Source organism: Ensifer sp. WSM1721, assembly GCF_000513895.2.
Taxonomy (GTDB): Bacteria; Pseudomonadota; Alphaproteobacteria; order Rhizobiales; family Rhizobiaceae; genus Sinorhizobium.
Window position 1 is genome coordinate 628,483 of sequence record NZ_CP165782.1, and the last position, 19,171, is coordinate 647,653.

Annotated in this window: 20 protein-coding genes; 14 read left to right on the plus strand and 6 right to left on the minus strand. The window is 62.1% G+C overall.

Annotated features, from left to right (window positions below; translation table 11 throughout):
• Positions 1-9: 9 nt before the first annotated feature.
• A complete protein-coding gene (ribB, locus tag M728_RS02965) occupies positions 10-1,110 on the plus strand; it encodes a 3,4-dihydroxy-2-butanone-4-phosphate synthase (protein WP_026618534.1) in 1,101 nt (366 codons plus the stop codon).
• Positions 1,111-1,201: 91 nt separating this feature from the next.
• Here the strand turns inward: ribB and M728_RS02970 are convergent, their stop codons facing one another.
• Entirely contained in the window at positions 1,202-1,732 is a 531-nt protein-coding gene (locus tag M728_RS02970) for an invasion associated locus B family protein (RefSeq protein ID WP_026618535.1), read from the minus strand.
• A 370-nt stretch (positions 1,733-2,102) separates the two neighbouring features.
• On the opposite strand from M728_RS02970, the gene coxB reads away from it, so the two are divergent.
• The 12 genes from coxB (at position 2,103) to rnhA (ending at position 11,787) form a co-directional block, all read left to right on the plus strand.
• Positions 2,103-2,987, plus strand: a complete 885-nt coding sequence (gene coxB, locus M728_RS02975) for a cytochrome c oxidase subunit II (RefSeq protein WP_026618536.1) — start codon at positions 2,103-2,105, stop codon at positions 2,985-2,987.
• Positions 2,988-3,007: 20 nt separating this feature from the next.
• On the plus strand, positions 3,008-4,696 hold the full coding sequence (gene ctaD, locus M728_RS02980) for a cytochrome c oxidase subunit I (protein ID WP_026612902.1): 1,689 nt from the start codon (positions 3,008-3,010) through the stop codon (positions 4,694-4,696).
• A gap of 98 nt (positions 4,697-4,794) precedes the next feature.
• The gene (locus tag M728_RS02985; protein WP_026618537.1) at positions 4,795-5,751 is read left to right on the plus strand and encodes a heme o synthase; all 957 of its coding nucleotides are present in this window, start codon (positions 4,795-4,797) and stop codon (positions 5,749-5,751) included.
• Entirely contained in the window at positions 5,751-5,891 is a 141-nt protein-coding gene (locus M728_RS02990; RefSeq protein WP_026618538.1) for a hypothetical protein, read from the plus strand. The genes M728_RS02985 and M728_RS02990 overlap by 1 nt, the downstream gene beginning before the upstream one ends.
• Positions 5,892-5,902: 11 nt before the next feature.
• Positions 5,903-6,508: a cytochrome c oxidase assembly protein gene (locus tag M728_RS02995; protein WP_026618539.1), complete on the plus strand. Its 606-nt coding sequence runs from the start codon at positions 5,903-5,905 to the stop codon at positions 6,506-6,508.
• A 62-nt stretch (positions 6,509-6,570) separates the two neighbouring features.
• Entirely contained in the window at positions 6,571-7,449 is an 879-nt protein-coding gene (locus M728_RS03000) for a cytochrome c oxidase subunit 3 (protein ID WP_026618540.1), read from the plus strand.
• A gap of 83 nt (positions 7,450-7,532) precedes the next feature.
• Complete coding sequence (locus M728_RS03005) at positions 7,533-8,027, plus strand: L,D-transpeptidase family protein (RefSeq protein ID WP_026618541.1); 495 nt, start codon at positions 7,533-7,535, stop codon at positions 8,025-8,027.
• A complete protein-coding gene (locus M728_RS03010) occupies positions 8,024-8,407 on the plus strand; it encodes a DUF983 domain-containing protein (protein WP_026618669.1) in 384 nt (127 codons plus the stop codon). The genes M728_RS03005 and M728_RS03010 overlap by 4 nt, the downstream gene beginning before the upstream one ends.
• Positions 8,376-9,137, plus strand: coding sequence for an SURF1 family protein (locus M728_RS03015; RefSeq protein WP_026618542.1), 762 nt, complete (start codon positions 8,376-8,378; stop codon positions 9,135-9,137). The genes M728_RS03010 and M728_RS03015 overlap by 32 nt, the downstream gene beginning before the upstream one ends.
• Before the next feature lie 130 nt (positions 9,138-9,267).
• The gene (gene ispH, locus M728_RS03020; RefSeq protein ID WP_034882861.1) at positions 9,268-10,278 is read left to right on the plus strand and encodes a 4-hydroxy-3-methylbut-2-enyl diphosphate reductase; all 1,011 of its coding nucleotides are present in this window, start codon (positions 9,268-9,270) and stop codon (positions 10,276-10,278) included.
• A gap of 70 nt (positions 10,279-10,348) precedes the next feature.
• On the plus strand, positions 10,349-11,329 hold the full coding sequence (locus M728_RS03025) for a homoserine kinase (RefSeq protein WP_026618544.1): 981 nt from the start codon (positions 10,349-10,351) through the stop codon (positions 11,327-11,329).
• Positions 11,326-11,787, plus strand: coding sequence for a ribonuclease HI (gene rnhA, locus M728_RS03030; protein WP_026618545.1), 462 nt, complete (start codon positions 11,326-11,328; stop codon positions 11,785-11,787). The genes M728_RS03025 and rnhA overlap by 4 nt, the downstream gene beginning before the upstream one ends.
• 66 nt (positions 11,788-11,853) lie before the next feature.
• On the opposite strand, the gene M728_RS03035 is transcribed toward rnhA, so the two are convergent.
• Together M728_RS03035 and M728_RS03040 are read right to left on the minus strand one after the other, a co-directional pair.
• On the minus strand, positions 11,854-12,342 hold the full coding sequence (locus M728_RS03035) for a peroxiredoxin (RefSeq protein ID WP_026618546.1): 489 nt from the start codon (positions 12,340-12,342) through the stop codon (positions 11,854-11,856).
• 79 nt (positions 12,343-12,421) lie between these two features.
• Entirely contained in the window at positions 12,422-13,246 is an 825-nt protein-coding gene (locus M728_RS03040) for a protein-disulfide reductase DsbD domain-containing protein (RefSeq protein WP_026618547.1), read from the minus strand.
• A gap of 286 nt (positions 13,247-13,532) precedes the next feature.
• Between M728_RS03040 and M728_RS03045 the strand changes: the two genes are divergently transcribed.
• Positions 13,533-14,138 carry a YqgE/AlgH family protein gene (locus M728_RS03045; protein WP_026618548.1) on the plus strand — a complete coding sequence of 202 codons (606 nt, stop codon included), beginning with the start codon at positions 13,533-13,535 and terminating at the stop codon, positions 14,136-14,138.
• A gap of 26 nt (positions 14,139-14,164) precedes the next feature.
• On the opposite strand, the gene M728_RS03050 is transcribed toward M728_RS03045, so the two are convergent.
• The 3 genes from M728_RS03050 to M728_RS03060 form a co-directional block, all read right to left on the minus strand.
• Positions 14,165-17,077 (minus strand): EAL domain-containing protein, encoded by a 2,913-nt coding sequence (locus tag M728_RS03050; protein WP_026618549.1) that lies wholly within the window; start codon positions 17,075-17,077, stop codon positions 14,165-14,167.
• Positions 17,077-17,688, minus strand: a complete 612-nt coding sequence (locus M728_RS03055; RefSeq protein ID WP_026618550.1) for a GNAT family N-acetyltransferase — start codon at positions 17,686-17,688, stop codon at positions 17,077-17,079. Before M728_RS03055 ends, M728_RS03050 begins: the two co-directional genes overlap by 1 nt.
• A 181-nt stretch (positions 17,689-17,869) precedes the next feature.
• Positions 17,870-19,171 (minus strand): pitrilysin family protein, encoded by a 1,302-nt coding sequence (locus tag M728_RS03060; RefSeq protein ID WP_026618551.1) that lies wholly within the window; start codon positions 19,169-19,171, stop codon positions 17,870-17,872.

Here is a 19,171-nt window from a genome sequence, read left to right on the forward strand (position 1 = left end):
GAAATACAGATGTCCTATGACCAGAAGCGCGTCGTCGAAGCCATTCGCGCCTTCGAGGCCGGCGAGATCGTCGTCGTCACGGATGACGGCGGCCGGGAAAACGAAGGCGACCTGATCGTCGCGGCGGTGCATTGCACGCCGGAGAAGATGGCCTTCATCGTGCGCCACACCTCCGGCATCGTTTGCGCACCGATGCCGCGCGAGGAGGCGAAGCGCCTCAATCTGAATGCGATGGTCGCAGAGAACGACTCCGCCCACACCACGGCCTTCACCGTGTCCGTCGACTTCAAGCATGGAACGACGACCGGCATTTCCGCCGATGATCGGACTTTGACGGTAAGGAACCTGGCCAATCCGAATGTCGGCCCGACGGACTTCGTGCGGCCAGGCCACATCTTTCCGCTGGTCGCGCGCGAGGGCGGCGTGCTGATGCGCTCCGGCCATACTGAAGCGGCGGTCGATCTCTGCAAGCTCGCGAGCCTGCCGCCGATCGGCGTCATCTGCGAACTCGTCAATGACGACGGCACGGTGATGCGCGGTCCGCAGGTTGAGGCCTTCGCCGAGACCCACGGCCTGAAACAGGTCTCGGTGGCGGATCTCATCGCCTATCGCCAGCGCAAGGAAACTTTGATCGAGCACGGCAGTTGCTTCGACATCGACACGCCTTACGGCAAGGCGAAGGGCCATACCTATTCGCTGCCCTGGGATCCGATGCAACACCTCGCCGTCGTCTTCGGCGACATTCGCGACGGTATCGACATCCCGGTCCGCCTCCACCTCGAAAATGTCGCTGCGGACGTCTTCGGCGGCGACCGTCAGCTCGATGAGATCATGAAGCGCATCGCCGGGGAGGGCAGGGGCGTGATCGTCTACCTGCGCGAGGGCTCCGTCGGCGTCGGTGTTTCGCAGACCGCGCGCAAGGGCAAGCATGATCGCGAGGCGCATTCCGAGGCGCAGGCGCGCGAAAGCGAGTGGCTGGAGATCGGCCTCGGCGCTCAGATCCTGAAGGATCTCGGCATCAGCTCGATCCGGCTCCTCTCGTCACGCGAGCGTCACTATGTCGGCCTGGAAGGCTTCGGCATCAAGATCGCCGCGACCGATATCCTGTAAAGTAAGGGCTCCGCGCCCGGTCATCAGACTCCACAAAAAAGCCGCGTATCTCGAGCGCGGCTTTGTCATTGCGGATAAGACGTGGCATCAATCACGGCAGGGCGTCGTAACCCTCGCCGAAGCCCTTGAGGTCGACCGGGATGCCGATCCCTTCCTCGGGAGACTGGAACACGAAGAAGGTCGCGGTCGCGCCGGCGCGAAGCGTTTTCAGGAGCTCGTCCTCGAGCACCACTTCCGCATAGCAGCCATCGGAGAAGCAGCGCACGAAATAGGCGCGGCCGATATCCTTGCCGTCGACGTTGAGGCCGAGGCCGTTCGGCAGCAGCACGCCGAGCGGCGCCAGAACGCGGAGGATTTTCGCCTTGCGGTCGGCTGTCTTGAGCACGACGACCGATAACCCGACCTCTGGCCGGTCCTCATCGATCACGTTCTGCATGAGCGCGCATTGTTCGGCCGAGGCGCCGGCCGGCTTGTCGCAGACGATAGACCATGCGCCGTGGTTCGACTTTACCGTCCCGGGCGTTCCGCCGGATTGCTGGGCCATGCTTTGGGCGGGGAAGGCAAAGGCGGCAATTCCGAGCGCGGCCAGAACCGGCAGCCGGGAGAAGAGGGACAGGCCCATGTAAACCTCAAAAACCTCGAATCGTTGGGGCTATTCTTGAAGTGCGCGGAGATAAATGAAAAGCCCTGCTCCTTACATTCCAGCGCCATATGGCCGAAATTGGGCCCAGCCTCCCGCCGTACCGGCAAAAGGCACCCGCCGTTCTGGCCGTTATCCACGCACAGCCGGGTAGCGGAGAGATGCTTAACGCAGCCGGTAACCGAGCGCGAGGTCTCCTGTGCGAAAAAATCGCTTTGTGCAAAAATGCCGCACGGCGTTCATTGCACAGATGTTGCGGCGCTGGTCAAACTGTGGTTTGAAGCGCTTCAGTATCGCAGGGATTCTGCGTTCCGGGTTTGATCCTGATCAAGCGCATTGGGGAGACGTAATTGTGAGAAACAAGGCCTATGCAGTTCTGGCAGCGCTTGCCTGTCTGCTTTTTGCTTCAAGCGCCTTTGCTGACAAGCCTGTCGACTGGCAGGCGGGTCTGCAGCCGGCCGCGACAGGCATCATGGAAGAAATCAGGTGGTTTGAACATTATACCTTGTGGTTCATCGTTCCGATCACGCTTCTCGTCCTCCTCCTGCTGATCATCGTAGTGGTTAAGTTCCGCGAGAGCGCCAACCCGGTTCCGTCCAGGACCAGCCACAACACGCTCATCGAAGTCATCTGGACGGTCGGTCCCGTCATCATCCTGCTTTTTCTGGCCATTCCCTCGTTCCAGCTTCTCACCGCGCAACTCACGCCGCCGCAGAATCCGGACCTGACGGTCAAGGCGACGGGAAACCAGTGGTACTGGTCCTATGAATACGAGGTCGGCGAAAATCCGCTGTCCTTCGACAGTCTTCTCTTGAAAGAAGAGGACCGCGCAAGTCTCGGCAAGGAAGACAAGGCAGCTTATCCGCGCCTTCTCGCCGTCGACAACGAGGTCGTCGTGCCGGTCGGCAAGACCGTCCGTCTGCTGGTCACGGCAGCCGACGTGATCCATGCCTTTGCAATGCCGGCTTTCGGCGTCAAGATCGACGCGGTTCCCGGCCGTCTCAATGAAACCTGGTTCAGGGCTGATCGTGAAGGCCTCTACTACGGCCAGTGTTCCGAGCTCTGCGGCAAGGATCACGCTTACATGCCGATCGCCGTCCGGGTCGTCCCGCAGGACAAGTACGACGCATGGCTTGCGGCCGCCGCAACCAATCTCGGCGAAGCGAACAGGGCGCTGACGGCGTCCATCGACGGCGCGGCCAAGACCGTTGACGTCGCCGCAAACGCCGCACAGTAATCGGAAGGGGAGCTCGACCCATGGCTGGAACAGCCGTTCATCACGATCAACGTCATGATCATTCCGATCATGCCCATGGCGACCACGCACACAAGCCGCTGACCTTCTTTCAGCGTTGGTTCCTGTCGACCAACCACAAAGACATCGGCACGCTCTATCTGATCTTCGCGATCATCGCCGGCATCATCGGCGGTACGCTGTCGGTCTTCATGCGCGCCGAGCTGCAGGAGCCGGGCATCCAGATCTTCCACGGTCTCGCGCAGATGGTCTACGGCTTCGAGGGCGATGCTGCCATCGACGGCGGCAAGCACATGTTCAACGTCTTCACGACGGCGCACGCGCTGATCATGATCTTCTTCATGGTCATGCCGGCGCTGATCGGCGGCTTTGCCAACTGGATGGTGCCGATCATGATCGGCGCCCCGGACATGGCGTTCCCGCGCATGAACAACATCTCCTTCTGGCTGATCGTGCCGGCCTTCCTGCTCGTCCTGCTTTCGATGTTCGTCGAGGGTCCGGCGGGTGCCTATGGTGCCGGCGGCGGCTGGACGATCTATCCGCCGTTCTCGACTTCGGGCATGCCCGGCCCGGCCATGGATCTCGCGATCCTCGGCCTGCACATCGCCGGCGCCTCGTCGATCCTCGGTGCGATCAATTTCATCACGACGATCCTCAACATGCGCGCTCCGGGCATGACGCTGCACAAGATGCCGCTCTTCGCCTGGTCGGTTCTGATCACCGCCTTCCTGCTGTTGCTCTCGCTGCCGGTCCTGGCAGGCGGCATCACCATGCTGCTGACCGATCGTAACTTCGGCACGGCCTTCTTCGCTCCTGAAGGCGGCGGTGACCCGATCCTGTTCCAGCACCTGTTCTGGTTCTTCGGCCATCCGGAAGTGTACATCCTGATCCTGCCGGGCTTCGGCATCGTCAGCCACATCATCTCGACCTTCGCCCGCAAGCCGATCTTCGGCTATCTCGGCATGGCCTATGCCATGGTTGCGATCGGCGCCGTCGGCTTCATCGTGTGGGCGCACCACATGTATACGGTCGGCATGTCGCTGCAGACGCAGCGCTACTTCGTCTTCGCGACGATGGTTATCGCCGTTCCGACGGGCGTGAAGATCTTCTCGTGGATCGCGACGATGTGGGGCGGTTCGATCCGCTTCACGACACCGATGGTCTGGGCGATCGGCTTCATCTTCCTCTTCACCGTCGGCGGCGTCACGGGCGTCCAGCTCGCCAATGCCGGCCTCGACCGCGCGCTGCACGATACCTATTACGTGGTGGCTCACTTCCACTACGTTCTGTCGCTCGGTGCCGTCTTCGCGATCTTCGCGGCCTGGTACTACTGGTTCCCGAAGATGAGCGGCTACATGTACTCCGAGTTCATCGGCAAGCTGCACTTCTGGGTGATGTTCGTCGGCGTGAACCTGATCTTCTTCCCGCAGCATTTCCTCGGGCTTGCAGGCATGCCGCGTCGCTATGTCGACTATCCGGACGCCTTTGCGGGCTGGAACATGGTGTCGTCCTACGGCTCCTACATCGCCGCCGTCGGGGTGCTGATCTTCCTCTTCGGCGTAGCCGAGGCTTTCGCGAGGAAGCGCGTCGCGGGCGACAATCCGTGGGGTGCGGGTGCCAATACGCTCGAATGGCAGCTCTCTTCGCCGCCGCCGTTCCACCAATGGGAGCAGCTCCCGCGGATCAAGTGACGGGCAACGAACAGAAGCCGCCGGTTTCGGCGGCTTCACCCCGCCGGCCCTCCGGCGAAATGCGGCTGTCATGGTCGCAAGGAATTCAGGGACGAGACATGACGGTCATCGACAATCACGAAGCAGTCGGCATGGAAGGCGCACCGCGCCTGTCTGAGGCCTCTGCACGCGATTATTTCGAGCTCCTGAAGCCGCGCGTCATGTCTCTCGTCGTCTTTACGGCTTTTGCCGGGCTCGTCCTTGCGCCCGGACAAATCAATCCTTTCATCGGCTTCATCGCGATCCTCTGCATCGCCGTCGGCGCCGGCGCCTCCGGTGCGCTGAACATGTGGTATGACGCCGATATCGACGCAGTGATGAGCCGTACGGCCAAGCGCCCGATTCCCGCCGGCAAAATCCTGCCGCAGGAAGCGCTCGCCTTCGGCCTGACGCTATCGGCATTTTCGGTGACGATCCTCGGGCTTGCCGTGAACTGGCTTGCAGCCGGCTTGCTCGCCTTCACCATCTTCTTCTACGTGGCTATCTACACGATGTGGCTGAAGCGCTCGACGCCGCAGAACATCGTGATCGGCGGTGCCGCCGGAGCTTTCCCGCCGATGATCGGCTGGGCCTGCGTGACCGGCGGCGTATCGCTCGAGAGCATCGTGCTTTTCCTCATCATCTTCCTTTGGACGCCGGCGCATTTCTGGGCACTGGCGCTCTTCAAGATGGGTGATTACGAGGCTGTCGGGGTGCCGATGATGCCGAATGTCTGCGGCGAGGCGACCACCAAGAGGCAGATCGTCATCTATGCTGTCCTGACGGCGCTGAGTGGCATCTGTCCCACCTTGCTCGGCTTTGCGAGCCTTGGTTATGGGGCGTTCGCCGCTGCCATGGGAGTGGGCTTCGTCTGGTATTCTCTCGGCGTGTTGCGCATGCCTGAAAGCGACAAGCGTATGCTGCCGGCCAAGAAGCTTTTCGCATTCTCGATCGCTTATCTTTTCGCGATCTTCTCGGCCCTGCTGGCCGACCACGTGATCGTTCAGATCTGGCTCAAGGCCGGAGGTATCAGCTGATGGAAACCGTTGAACTCAGCGAAGCGCAGAAGAAGTCTCGTCGTGGCCGCAATATCGCCCTCGGCGTCGTGCTCGCGGGTCTCGTCGCGCTTTTTTACGTGGTGACGCTGGTCAAGTTCGGCAGCGGCATGGCGCAGTGAAGGCACGGCCGATGACCGACTCCCAGCAAGTGCCCAGGAAAGAACGAGCGAACGGCGTCATCGTCGGCACATGCCTCGCTTTCGTTGGAGGCATGATCGGCATGGCCTATGCCGCCGTGCCGCTCTACGACATGTTCTGCCGGGTGACGGGGTACAACGGCACGACGCAGCGGGTCGAGCAGGCTTCTGACGTAATCCTGGACGAGAAGGTGAAGGTCACCTTCGACGCCAATATTGCGGCGGGTTTGCCCTGGGAGTTCAAGCCGGTCCAGCGCGACATCGACGTCCGGATCGGCGAGACCGTGCAGGTGATGTACCGCGCGAAGAATCTTTCGTCGAAGCCGACGACCGGCCAGGCGACATTCAACGTGACGCCGATGGCGGCGGGTGCCTACTTCAACAAGGTGCAGTGCTTCTGCTTTACCGAGACGACGCTGCAGCCGGGTGAGGAAATGGAGATGCCAGTCGTCTTCTTCGTCGATCCGGAGATCGTCAAGCCGGTCGAGACGAAGGGCATCAAGACTTTGACGCTATCCTACACCTTCTACCCGCGCGAGCCGTCCAAGCCGGTCGCTCGTGTACAGGCGAAGGACGAGGACGCTCAAAACAGACTTTGACAGGAGCGCCGTTTCGGCTATGCCGGGCCGGCGACAAAAGAGGACTATCGGGGATTACTGACATGGCCGGAGCGCATCAGAAGAATCACGACTACCACATCATCGATCCGAGCCCTTGGCCGTTGCTTGCCTCCATCGGTGCCTTCATCATGGCCTTCGGCGGCGTCGGCTACATGCGCTATCTCGCCGGCGGCTCGTTCAAGATGTTCGGGCTGGAACTCGCCAATCCGTGGGTCTTCTTCATCGGCCTGGCGCTTATTCTCTACACCATGTTCGGCTGGTGGTCGGACACGATCAAGGAGGGGCGCGAAGGACATCACACCCGCGTCGTGTCGCTCCACCTGCGCTACGGCATGATCATGTTCATTGCCTCCGAGGTGATGTTCTTCGTCGCCTGGTTCTGGGCCTTCTTCGATGCGAGCCTGTTTGCCGGCGAACCCATCCAGGCCGCGCGCGCCGCCTACACCGGTGGCGTCTGGCCGCCGAAGGGCATCGAGGTCCTCGATCCCTGGCACCTGCCGCTCTACAATACCGTTATCCTGCTGCTCTCCGGCACGACGGTCACCTGGGCGCACCACGCGCTGCTGCACAATGATCGCAAGGGCCTCATCTACGGCCTGACCCTGACGGTGCTGCTCGGCGTTCTCTTCTCCTTCGTGCAGGGTTACGAGTACGCACATGCGCCCTTCGCCTTCCGCGACTCGATCTATGGCGCTACCTTCTTCATGGCGACCGGTTTCCATGGTTTTCACGTCCTGGTCGGCACCATTTTCCTGCTGGTCTGCCTGGTTCGGGCACTTGGCGGCGGCTTCAGCCCGCAGCACCATTTCGGCTTCGAGGCGGCCGCCTGGTACTGGCACTTCGTTGACGTGGTCTGGCTGTTCCTCTTCTTCTCCATCTACATCTGGGGTGGATGGGGTGCACCGATCGCTCACGGCTAAGAGCCATTCGTTTGATGATGACGGGGCGGCTGCGGCGATGCAGCCGCCCCGTTTCCATTAAAGGCACCGCTTGTGGTGGAATGATGAAGAGCGCGTACCTATGGCCGCTCGCGGCGGGTATCCTAGCGATGCCGTTTTCGGTGCTGGCCGCCGAAACTGCGGACAAGGTTGTCGTCTACAAGGAGCGGCGCGTCCTGCAATTGTTTCAGGGAGAGAAGCTGCTGCGAGAATTTCCAATCGCGCTTGGCGGCAATCCGGTGGGACACAAGAGGCGGGAAGGCGACCGGAAGACGCCAGAGGGGCGCTATGTCCTCGATTGGCGCAACGATGCGAGCCGCTTCTACAAGTCCATTCACATTTCCTACCCGGGACCGCAGGACCTGCAGGAGGCTGCCGTCAGGCGCGTCGATCCCGGTGGCATGATCATGATCCATGGCCAGCCCAACTATTTCGGCTGGTTAGCGTTTTTGACGCAGATGTTCGATTGGACGGATGGCTGTATTGCCGTTACCAATGCCGAGATGGACGATATCTGGGACATGGTCCCCAACAATACCGCGATTGAGATCAACCCATGAATGACGACAAGGCGCTGTACCCGCCCGTTGACCCGGTCATGACCGGCATCAAGGGGCTTTGCCCCCGCTGCGGCCAGGGCAAGCTCTTCGACGGCTTCCTGAAGCTCCGGCCGGCTTGTACGAGTTGCGAGCTTGACTACCGTTTCGCCGATTCCGGGGATGGTCCGGTCGTCTTCGTCATCCTTATTGTCGGCTTCATCGTCGTCGGCGCAGCGCTCTGGATGGAGGTCAACGTCAATCCGCCGCTCTGGCTGCACTTCCTGCTGTGGATTCCGCTGGCGACGATCTTCAGCCTGGCACTGACGCGCATGCTGAAGGGCGTGCTCATCAGTCTGCAATACCGCAACAGTGCGCGCTCAGGTGAAATCGACCGTGGTTGAAGAAAGCAAGTCGGCGTCGCGCCTCGGCCAGATAGCCGGCGCCGTTCTCGTCGTTGCGGCCTTCGCGGTGCTCGTTTCCCTTGGCACCTGGCAGATGCAGCGGCTGCAGTGGAAAGAGGCGCTGATCGCCGCGATTGCCGAACGGCGTTCGGCGCCGCCGGTCTCGCTGGAAGAGATCGAGGCCATGGCCGCAGCCGGCGAGGATATCGACTACCGCGCCGTGCAGGTCTCGGGAGTCTACGATCATAGGAAGGAGCGCCATTTTTTCGCGACCCATGAAGGCCGCACCGGCTACTACGTCTTCACGCCGCTCACGCTGGCGGACGGCCGCGCCCTTTTCGTCAACCGCGGCTTCGTGCCGTTCGAGAAGAAGGACGCATCGACGCGGTCCGAGGGCCAGGTCACTGGAAGCATGACGATTGATGGCCTGGCGCGCCCAAGGCTCTCGCAGAAACCGTCGGCGCTCGTGCCGGACAACGACATCGCCAAGAATATCTTCTATTGGAAGGATCTCGACGGGATGGCGGGTTCGGCCGGTCTGGATGCGGATAGGGTTGTCCCTTTCTTCGTCGATGCCGATGTCGCTGAGAACCCCGGAGGTCTGCCGATCGGCGGCGTCACGCAGTTCGACGTGCCGAACAATCATCTGCAATATGCGCTGACCTGGTACGGCCTTGCCGCCGCTCTCGTGGCCGTCAGCGGGCTCTACCTGTATCGCCGGAAGCGATAATCGGATTGCTTTCGGCCGCGGGCATTTGCCGGCGAGCCAAAGTCTTCTTCCTTGTGCGCGTGGTCGTTGCCGCTATATATGGCGCAGGGCTGCGAGCCCGGTTCCCGTTCGATCCACTGGCATTTTCAACATGGCCCCATCCGCAGCAGCAAAATCCCCGATCACCATCCGCCTTTGCGGCCCGCGCGGCTTCTGCGCCGGCGTCGACCGGGCGATCCAGATCGTGGTGCTGGCGCTTAAGGAATTCGGCGCCCCAGTCTATGTCCGTCACGAGATCGTGCACAACCGCTATGTCGTCGAAGGGCTGGAAGCGAAGGGGGCAATCTTCGTCGAGGAGCTCGACGAGATTCCGCCCGAGCACCGCAAGCAGCCCGTCGTCTTCTCCGCCCATGGCGTGCCGAAGTCGGTTCCGGCCGATGCGGATCAGCGCAACCTTTTCTATCTCGACGCCACCTGTCCGCTCGTCTCGAAGGTGCACAAGCAGGCGATGCGTCACCACCGGATGGGCCGCCATGTCGTGCTGATCGGCCATGCCGGGCATCCGGAGGTGATCGGCACCATGGGGCAATTGCCGGAGGGGGCGGTCTCGCTCATCGAGACGGTCGAGGACGCTGACGTCTATGCGCCGCCGGATCCGGATAATCTCGGCTTCGTAACGCAGACGACGCTGTCGGTGGACGATACCGCCGGAGTCATCAAGCGGCTGCATGAGCGCTTTCCCAACCTGACCGCGCCTGCCGCCGATTCGATCTGCTATGCCACGACGAACCGGCAGGAAGCAGTGAAGCAGGCCGCGCCCGGTTGCGATCTTTTCCTGATCGTCGGCGCTCCCAACTCATCGAATTCCAAGCGCCTCGTCGAGGTGGCGCTGAGAGCCGGGGCGAAGAAAGCCGTCCTGGTGCAGCGCGCCTCGGAGATCGATTGGGCGACGATGGGCGACATCTCAACCATCGGGCTGTCGGCGGGCGCCTCGGCGCCGGAAGTGATCGTCAACGAGATCATTGAAGCGTTCCGCGAACGCTACGACGCGGCGGTCGAGCTTGCCGACACGGTCGAGGAAAACGAGAACTTCCTCGTCAACCGCGAACTCCGTCACGTCGAATTGACCGCGGCCGACATGGCCTTCGTGAACGGTGACTAGAGCTGCGCGCGGATTCCGCCCGCATGAGGCTTAAATTTTTGAAATTTGCACTTCTGGAAAGTATCGCACCTTGGCAGTTTACACCGATATCACGGAAGACGAGCTAATCCGTTTTCTCTCCGCTTACGATGTGGGGGCGTTGACCTCCTACAAGGGAATCGCCGAGGGCGTCGAGAATTCGAATTTCCTTCTCCACACCACCCAGGGCTCCTACATCCTTACGCTTTACGAGAAGCGGGTGAATGCCGACGATCTGCCGTTCTTTCTGGGCCTGATGCATCATCTTGCTGAAAGGGGGCTCTCTTGCCCGTTGCCCCTGCCGCGTGCCGACGGCAAGCTGCTCGGCACGCTGTCGGGTCGGCCGGCCGCGGTGATCTCCTTTCTCGAAGGCATGTGGCTGAGGAAACCCGAGGCGCAGCACTGCCGCGAGGTCGGCCGCGCCCTCGCTGAGATGCACGAGGCCGGCCAAGACTTTCCCCTGAAGCGCGCCAACGCGCTTTCGGTCGGCGGCTGGCGGCCGCTCTGGCGGAATTCGGAAGCCCGCGCCGATGAGGTTCAAGCCGGCCTCCGAGAGGAGATCGCGGCGGAGCTCGCCTATCTCGAAGAGCATTGGCCGAAGGCATTGCCAGAGGGGGTCATTCATGCGGATCTCTTCCCGGACAACGTCTTCTTCCTCGGCGACCGCCTCTCCGGCCTGATCGACTTCTATTTCGCCTGCAACGATTTCCTCGCCTACGACGTCGCCGTATGCCTGAACTCCTGGTGCTTCGAGAAGAACGGCTCCTATAACATCACCAAGGGCATGGCGCTGCTTTCAGGCTACGAGAGCGTGCGGAAATTGACCGCTGAGGAGGTGGAGGCTCTGGCGCTTCTCGCCCGGGGCTCGGCGCTGCGCTTCTTCCTGACACGCCTCTATGACTGGCTGACGACGCCACGAGGGGCTCTGGTGGTCAAGAAGGACCCGCTCGAATATCTGACCAAGATCCGCTTCCATCGCGCCATCGTCTCGAGCGCCGAATACGGGCTCAGGCGCCAAGAGGCATCGGTATGAAGCACGTCGATATCTTCACCGACGGCGCCTGCTCGGGAAATCCCGGGCCGGGTGGCTGGGGAGCGGTGCTTCGCTACGGCGACGTCGAGAAGGAAATGTGCGGAGGAGAGGCGGAGACCACCAACAACCGCATGGAGCTGCTCGCCGCGATCTCGGCGCTGAACGCTCTGAAAGAGCCTTGCGAGGTCGACCTCCACACCGACAGCAAATATGTGATGGACGGCATCTCCAAATGGATTCACGGCTGGAAACGGAACGGCTGGAAGACCGGCGACAGAAAGCCGGTGAAGAACGGCGAGCTATGGCAGGCGCTGGATGAGGCGAGAAGCCGTCATCAGGTGACCTGGCACTGGGTCAAGGGCCACGCCGGCCATCCCGAGAACGAACGCGCCGACGAACTCGCGCGCAAGGGCATGGAGCCTTTCAAGAAAACGCGCCGGACGGATGCCGTCAAATAGAAACGGGCGCAATGGCCCGTTTCATTTCACCGGCTGTCGGAACAATGCGTGTGGATGCGACGCGCTCTAGCTCAGCTGCTCCAGCATCGTGGCAGCACCGGAAGCGATCGCTTGGCTCGGGACATCCTCGACGTTCAACGCCTTCACGATGCCATCCTCAACCAGCATCGAATAGCGCTTGGAGCGAATGCCGAGCGTTCCGGCCGAGAGGTCGATATCCATGCCGATCGCCTTGGTGAAAGCGGCGTTCCAGTCGGAAAGGAAATGGATCTTGCCGATGCCGCCGGAGGACGTCGCCCAGGCGCCCATCACATGCAGGTCGTTGACGGCGACCACTGCGATGTCGTCGACGCCGCGGGCCAGAATGGCGTCGCGGTTTTCGAGATAGCCGGGAAGATGGTTGAGCGAACAGGTCGGCGTGAAGGCTCCCGGCACAGCGAAAAGCACCACGCGCTTGCCCTTGAAGAGCTGGTCGGTGGTCACCTCGACCGGGCCGTCGGCGGTCTTCTCCTTGAAGGTTGCGTTGGGCAGCTTGTCTCCGACAGCAATGGTCACGGGTTTTCTCCTCGATTGTTCTCCGGGCTTGGCGCCGGTATTAGCAGCACTCGAGCCCGCGGGGGACTATAGGGGCGCGTCAATCAAAGGCAAGCGTCGTTTCCATGCTGCGCCCGCCGGCGCGAACGGTGAGTGCGATGGCTTTTCCCGTGATGCGCTTGTCTTTGCCGGAGAGTTTCACCGGAATTTCGGCCCGGCGCTCCATGCCCGGTCCGCCGAGGACCGGCTTGCCGAAGAAGACCCCGGGAGGGCCGGACAGAAACAGGTCCACTGGTCCGCCACCGACGGCCTTGGGCAATCGAAGATCGAGATGCATCATGCCCGCCGCGGCATCGAAGCTTGCCTTCGCTACCCGGAAATCGTCGGACGGCGGTTCCGGAAGTGCGGCAACCGCCTGGTCGATGCGTGCACCGTCGAGCGGGTTGTCGAAGCCGCCGCTTTTGAGAGTGAGGTTCAGTTCGCCCTGCACGGGGATGCAGATGTCCTCGCAGATGCCCAGAAAGACGGAGGCCCGGATCGCGAGGTCGCCGCCGTTGGCGACCTTCTTCAGCTCAAGCGGGAAGGCGACAGGCTGGTCATATCCGGCATAGCGCCCCGGCCCTTCGCCGAACGTCTTCGGTGCAGGGAAGCGGATTGCTTCCAGAACGACGCCACCCGATGGATCGAGGGTCACCTGCGGCGGTATGCCGCTTGCTCCCGGATCCCGCCAATAGGTCTTCCAGCCAGGCTTGAGCTGGACTTCGAGAATGGCGGGGATGGAGCCGTCCGGCCTTGGCTGCGACGCGACGATGCGTACGGTCCCGCCGGGGGAGGTCACCCATTCGCTGGTCGCTCCATGGGAGGGGGCCGGCAAAAGAAATGCAACGAGAGGGGTTGCCGTCGCGATGCACTGGGCCATCTTCATGAGGGGAGGGCGGTTGGTCATAGCTCAAGCAGTATAGCGTTTCACCTTCGGTCTCCAGCCGCCGTGATGCGTCGCCGCGATCATAATTGCTTGATCAGCGGCCACGCGCGAGGTCGAAACGAGGGCGCAACCGCTTTGCGGCGACGCCGGCATATGGAAACCGGATCGCAAATCTGGGGCTTGCAGCCCCGAATTCATCGCGAGCAAGCGTCGCGCGTGCAAAATTCCGCGACCGCCACGTAGAGGCGCTTTTCATTTCGTCGTGAATTGGTAGGCTATCTTCATTATGGCGACAAAGGCACTGCATACGACCCGCGAGCGTGGCTTCCTTGACGGTCAATTCCTGATCGCCATGCCGGGCATGTTCGATGCCAATTTTGCCCGAACGGTCATTTTCGTCTGCGCCCACTCGGAAGATGGAGCGATGGGCTTCGTGCTGAACCGTCCGCAACGGTTGACTTTCCCGGACGTCCTCTTGCACCTGCAGCTCCTCGATCCCGATGAAGCGATCCGTCTGCCGGCGACGGCGCGTGAGTTCCAGATACAGGCAGGCGGCCCCGTCGAGACGGGGCGAGGCTTCGTCTTGCATACGGACGATTACTTGAGCGATTCGAGCATTCCCGTCAGCGACGACATCTGCCTCACCGCGACGCTCGACATCGTCAGGGCCATCTCCCGTGGCGAGGGGCCGCACAAGGCGACCATGCTGCTCGGCTATGCCGGCTGGGGGCCAGGCCAGCTCGAGGCCGAGATCACCCAGAACGGCTGGCTGACCTGCCCGGCGCGCGAGGAGCTGATCTTCAGCCGGAACCTCGATGAGAAATACGACCGCGCCTTGGCACTGATGGGCGTCAGCTCGGCCATGCTTTCCACCGATTCCGGCCACGCCTAAGCCGTCGTCGGTCGCCGGTTTCCGCGTCAGGCTCTCTTCATCAATGGAAATCGCTCCTTCAGGAGCCGCAGGATCGAATCCGACCCGACCGGCGGCCCGAAGAGGAAGCTCTGGCCGTAGTCGCAGCCCATCTGCGAAAGCTGAACCGCATCCTCCTCGGATTCGATGCCTTCGGCGACCACCTGCATGTCGAGCTCGCGCGCCATGGTGATCACCGAGCGCAACACCACGCCGCGCCTGTCGCTCGGATCGCGCACCAGCGCCTTGTCGATCTTGATCGTGTCGAAGGGGAAGCGGGTGAGATAGGAGAGCGACGAATAGCCGGTGCCGAAATCGTCGAGGGCCAGCCGCAGCCCCGCTTGGCGGAGCTTTTCGAGTACGAGCCTGGCCTGCTCGGGGTTTTCCATCACCAGCGACTCCGTCAGTTCCATCCTGACCTTCGCCGGATCGCAGCGGTTCTTGTTGAGGATCGCGCGCACGTCGTCATAAAGCTCATTGTTCAAAAGCTGCGCGCTCGACAGGTTGACCGAGATGAAGATCGGCAGTTCCCCGGCCTGCATCTGCCAGTCCGAGAGGTCGCTCGTCGCCTTGTCGAAAGCGAACATGCCGAGCTGATTTATGATGTCGGAATTCTCGGCGATCGGGATGAACTCGGTCGGCGAGATGTTGCCGCGCTTCGGATGATCCCAGCGCATGAGCGCCTCGAAGCCGGCGATTTCGGCATCGCTCAAGCGGACGATCGGCTGGTAGACGAGGGAAAGCTCCTTGCGTTCGATCGCCCGTTTCAGATCCGCTTCGAGCTGGAGCCGATCCGAGCTCGACGTCCGGAAGGCCGGGCGGAACGGCTCGACCCGGTTTCCGCCCGCTTTCTTGGCGCGGAACATCGCGAGCTCGGCATCATCGAGCAGCCCGGCGGCGCTCTGCTCCTGGTCGAGCCAGGAAACGAGGCCGATCGACGCGGTCAGGTTGATCTCGCGATTGCCGTAGTTGAGCGGAACCATGATCGCCTTGCTGACGGCATCGGCGAAGTCGGCGATCTTTGCCGGATCGCGTTCGGACATGAGGATCAGTCCAAACTGGTCGCCGCCGAGGCGGGCGAGCGTGTCCTGCGGACGCAGGAGCCGGCGCAGGCGGCGCGTAAGCGCGATGAGGATATTGTCACCGGCCGCAACGCCAAGCATATCATTGACCTGCTTGTAACGATCGATGTCGATCGCGAGCACCGTCGGCCTCATGGCGTTGGTGCTGTCGGACATCAACAGGATAGCCTGCAGCCGGTCGAGGAAGACCTGCCGGTTAGGCAGGCCGGTCAGGTTGTCGAGGAGCGCATTGTGCAGGAGCCTCTCGACCGAATTGCGCTGTTCGGTGATGTCGACGATGGTGCCGACGCAGCGGATGATCTCGCCGTTGGCGCCGAGCACCGGCCGTGCCCGGATCGAGAGCCAGTGATAATGGCCGTCCTCCGCGCGCGCGCGGAATTCGTGGTTCAGCCGGCCGCGCCGGTGTTCGAGCAACACGTCGAGCGTCGCCCGGAAGCGGTCGCGGTCGTCGGGATGCAGCCGCGGCACCCAGTTGCGGACGGGGCCGTTCATGGTGCCGAGCGAGAGGCCGAGCTGGTGCGAAATGTCGGGTATGGTGACGACGCGGTCGCGCGCCACGTCCCAATCCCAGACGGTGTCGCCCGAGCCGGTCAATGCCAGCGCCTGTCGCTCAAGATCGGAGAACAGGCCTTGCTGGTAGGCGCCACCGGCAAAGGCGTGCTGCATGACGGTGAAGCCGATCAGCAGCACGATGAGCACGAGACCGCCGCCGAGCGCCGGCTGGACGATATCGTTGGCCAGTTGACCGGTGACGGCGAGCCACGCTCCGAACAACCAGACGAGGATCAACAGCCAGGCAGGGACAAGCAGGATGGCGCGGTCGTAGCGGTTGAAGCCGAGATAGGCGATGAGCACGATGCCGACGGTTGCCGTCAGCGCGAAGGACAGGCGGGCGATGCCCGAGGCGATCGCCGGATCGTAGACCGCGACCCCGAAGAGCAGCCCCAGCCCGAGAATCCAGGCGAGCGTCGCATAGCCGAGATGCTGGTGCCAGCGATTGAGGTTGAGATAGGTGAAAAGGAAAACGACGAGGCCCGCTGCCAGGAAGACTTCCGTTCCCGCCCGCCATATTCGCTCGTCGTCGGCCGTCACGCTGATGAGCTTCGACAGAAAGCCGAAATCGACGCAGATATAGGCAAGCACGGCCCAGGCGAGTGCGGCCGTCGCCGGCAGCATCGAGGTACCCTTGACGACGAAGAGAATCGTCAGGAACACCGCCAGAAGGCCGGCGATGCCGAGCACGATGCCGCGGTAGAGAGTGAAGGCATTGACCGTGTCCTTGTAGGCGTCGGGCTGCCAGAGATAGATTTGCGGCAGGTCCGGCGTCGCGAGCTCGGCCACGAAGGTGATGACCGCGCCGGGGTTGAGCGTGATCCGGAAGACGTCCGCCTCGTCGCTCGGCTGCCGATCGAGCGCGAAGCCTTCGCTCGGCGTGATCGAGAGGATGCGCTGCGAGCCGAGGTCCGGCCAGAAGAGCTTGGAATTGACCAGCCGGAAATGCGGGGCGACGATGACGCGTTCGAGCTGCTCTTCCGAGACATTGGCAAGCGCGAAAACGGCCCAGTCGCCTTGATGATGTTCCGTGCTCGAGCGCACTTCGATGCGGCGCACGATGCCGTCCGTGCCGGGGGCGGTCGAGACCTGAAACGCATCGCCCCTGCCGCTGTAAATCTCCGTCGTCGCGGTGAGGTCGAGCGCCGTGTCCTCGCGCGAAATCTTCACCGGCTCAAGCGCATGCGCGACCCCGCCGGCAAGACCGACGACGAAGACGACGAGTGCGACCAGAAACGCCGCCAGCCTTGCGGCTGGCCATGCGAACGGCTTCAGGTTCAGGGGCATCAAAGGGGCATATTCCTGTTCGGTACGGCATCGGCGGACAAGAGGGAGAACATCAGATGATCCCGCCACTGCCCGTTTATCTTCAAGTACTGTCTCAAATAGCCTTCACGCTCAAAGCCGGCCTTTTCAAGGAGCCGGATGCTCCGTGTGTTTTCTGGAATACAGGCTGCCTCGATACGGTGCAACTCGAGCACCGTAAAGATATAGGGGATCGTCAGCTTCAGCGCCTCGTACATATGGCCCCGACCGGCATATTTCTGGCCCATCCAGTAGCCGATCATGCAGTTCAGCGCGGCACCCCGGCGAATGTGACCAATGGTGAGACCGCCAAGCAGCGTCTCGTCCGGCCTGCGGAAGAGGAAGAGCGGCACGGCCTGGCCCGAGGCATATTCCTGCTCATTGCGAATGACGCGGCTGCGAAAGGCGCTCTCGGTCATTTCATCGGCGCGCCAGGTCGGCTCCCAAGGCTCCAGGAAGGCACGGCTTTCGCTGCGCAACTGATACCATTGCCGATAATCGGCGTAACGGGGAAGCCGGAGCAGATAATGCTGATTGGCGATCTCGACCGTCTCCGGCTGCCGCGACAGGAACCGAAAAACCGATCGTGTCATATACGCCTCCAGGCCAGTACCGCGGGCAACAGCCGCCGCCGTTCAGTCGAGCCGAGGACGCTGTCTCATTGCGAAACGTTGCACAAGTTTACGCTCAAATCGAATCCGATTTTTGAGAAATCGTGAGGAGAACGCAGGGCTTGGGCGCGGCCGTGGCAAAGCCTCTACCGCAATCTGCGTGTCAGCTCGCCACGGCGTGCATGGCGGTTGTCTTGCTGGCCAGCGACGAGAGAATGTCGTTCATGGGGGCAAGCTGCTCGAGCGGGCCGATGGCAGAGAGCGTCGGAGCCGTGTCGAAGAACAGTCGGCCGGCAAGGTCTGTCAGGCGCTCGATCGTGATGCCCGAAAGGCGCTCCATCAGCTCCTCGTTGGGAATGGGACGGCCATAGAGCATCATTTGGCGGGCGATCTGACCGGCTCGTGCCGCCGGGCTCTCCTGGCCCATAAGCAATTGCGCGCGGATCTGCGCGCGGGCGCGCTCGATCTCCTGCTGCTCGATGTTCATCGACGATTTGCGCAGCTCGTTGACGATCACCGGCATCAGTTCCGGCAGGTTCTCTCCGCCGGTTGCCGCATGAATGCCGAAGATGCCGGTGTCGGAGAAGCCCCAATGGAAGGCGTAGACCGAATAACAGAGGCCCCTGTGTTCGCGCACCTCCTGGAAGAGGCGGGAGGACATGCCGCCGCCAAGGATATTGGCGAGGATCTGCGAACAGTAGAAATCCCGCGCGTGATAGGCCTTACCTTCGAAGCCGAGCAGGATTTGCGCATCCATCAGATCGCGAGTTTCGCGGCTGTCGCCGCCAGTGTAGCGCGCCGTGTCGAGGACCGGCGGCGATAAGGGTGAGACGGGCAGGGCGGAAAAGCGCTCTTGGACCTGACGCACGATCGTCTCGTGATCGACGGCACCGGCCGCGACGATAAACATTCTGTCCGTCGTATAGTTGCGGCCGAGATAATGGCGAATCTGGTCCGGGGTGAAGGACATCACCGTTTCCGGCGTGCCGAGGATCGGCCGCCCGACCGTCTGATCGCGATAAGCCGTCTCGGCAAAGCGATCGAAAACCACATCGTCCGGCGTGTCGTCCGCGGCGCCGATCTCCTGCAGGATGACGTGCTTTTCGCGGCGAAGCTCGTCCTCTTCGAAGGTCGACTCCGTGAGAATGTCGGCGAGGATGTCGACCGCGAGCGGCACGTGGTCCTTGAGCACGCGGGCATAGTAGGAGGTGGTTTCGGTAGAGGTGGCAGCGTTGACCTCGCCGCCCACGTTTTCGATCTCTTCGGCAATCTGGCGGGCGCTGCGCCGCCTGGTGCCCTTGAAAGCCATGTGCTCCAGCAGATGCGCAATTCCGTGTTCGTCCACGGTCTCATTACGCGAACCGGACTTGATCCAGACACCGAGCGCCACGCTTTCAAGATGGGGCATGTTCTCGGTTACCACCGTCAGCCCGGAAGGGAGCCGGGTGCACTCAACTTTCATCAT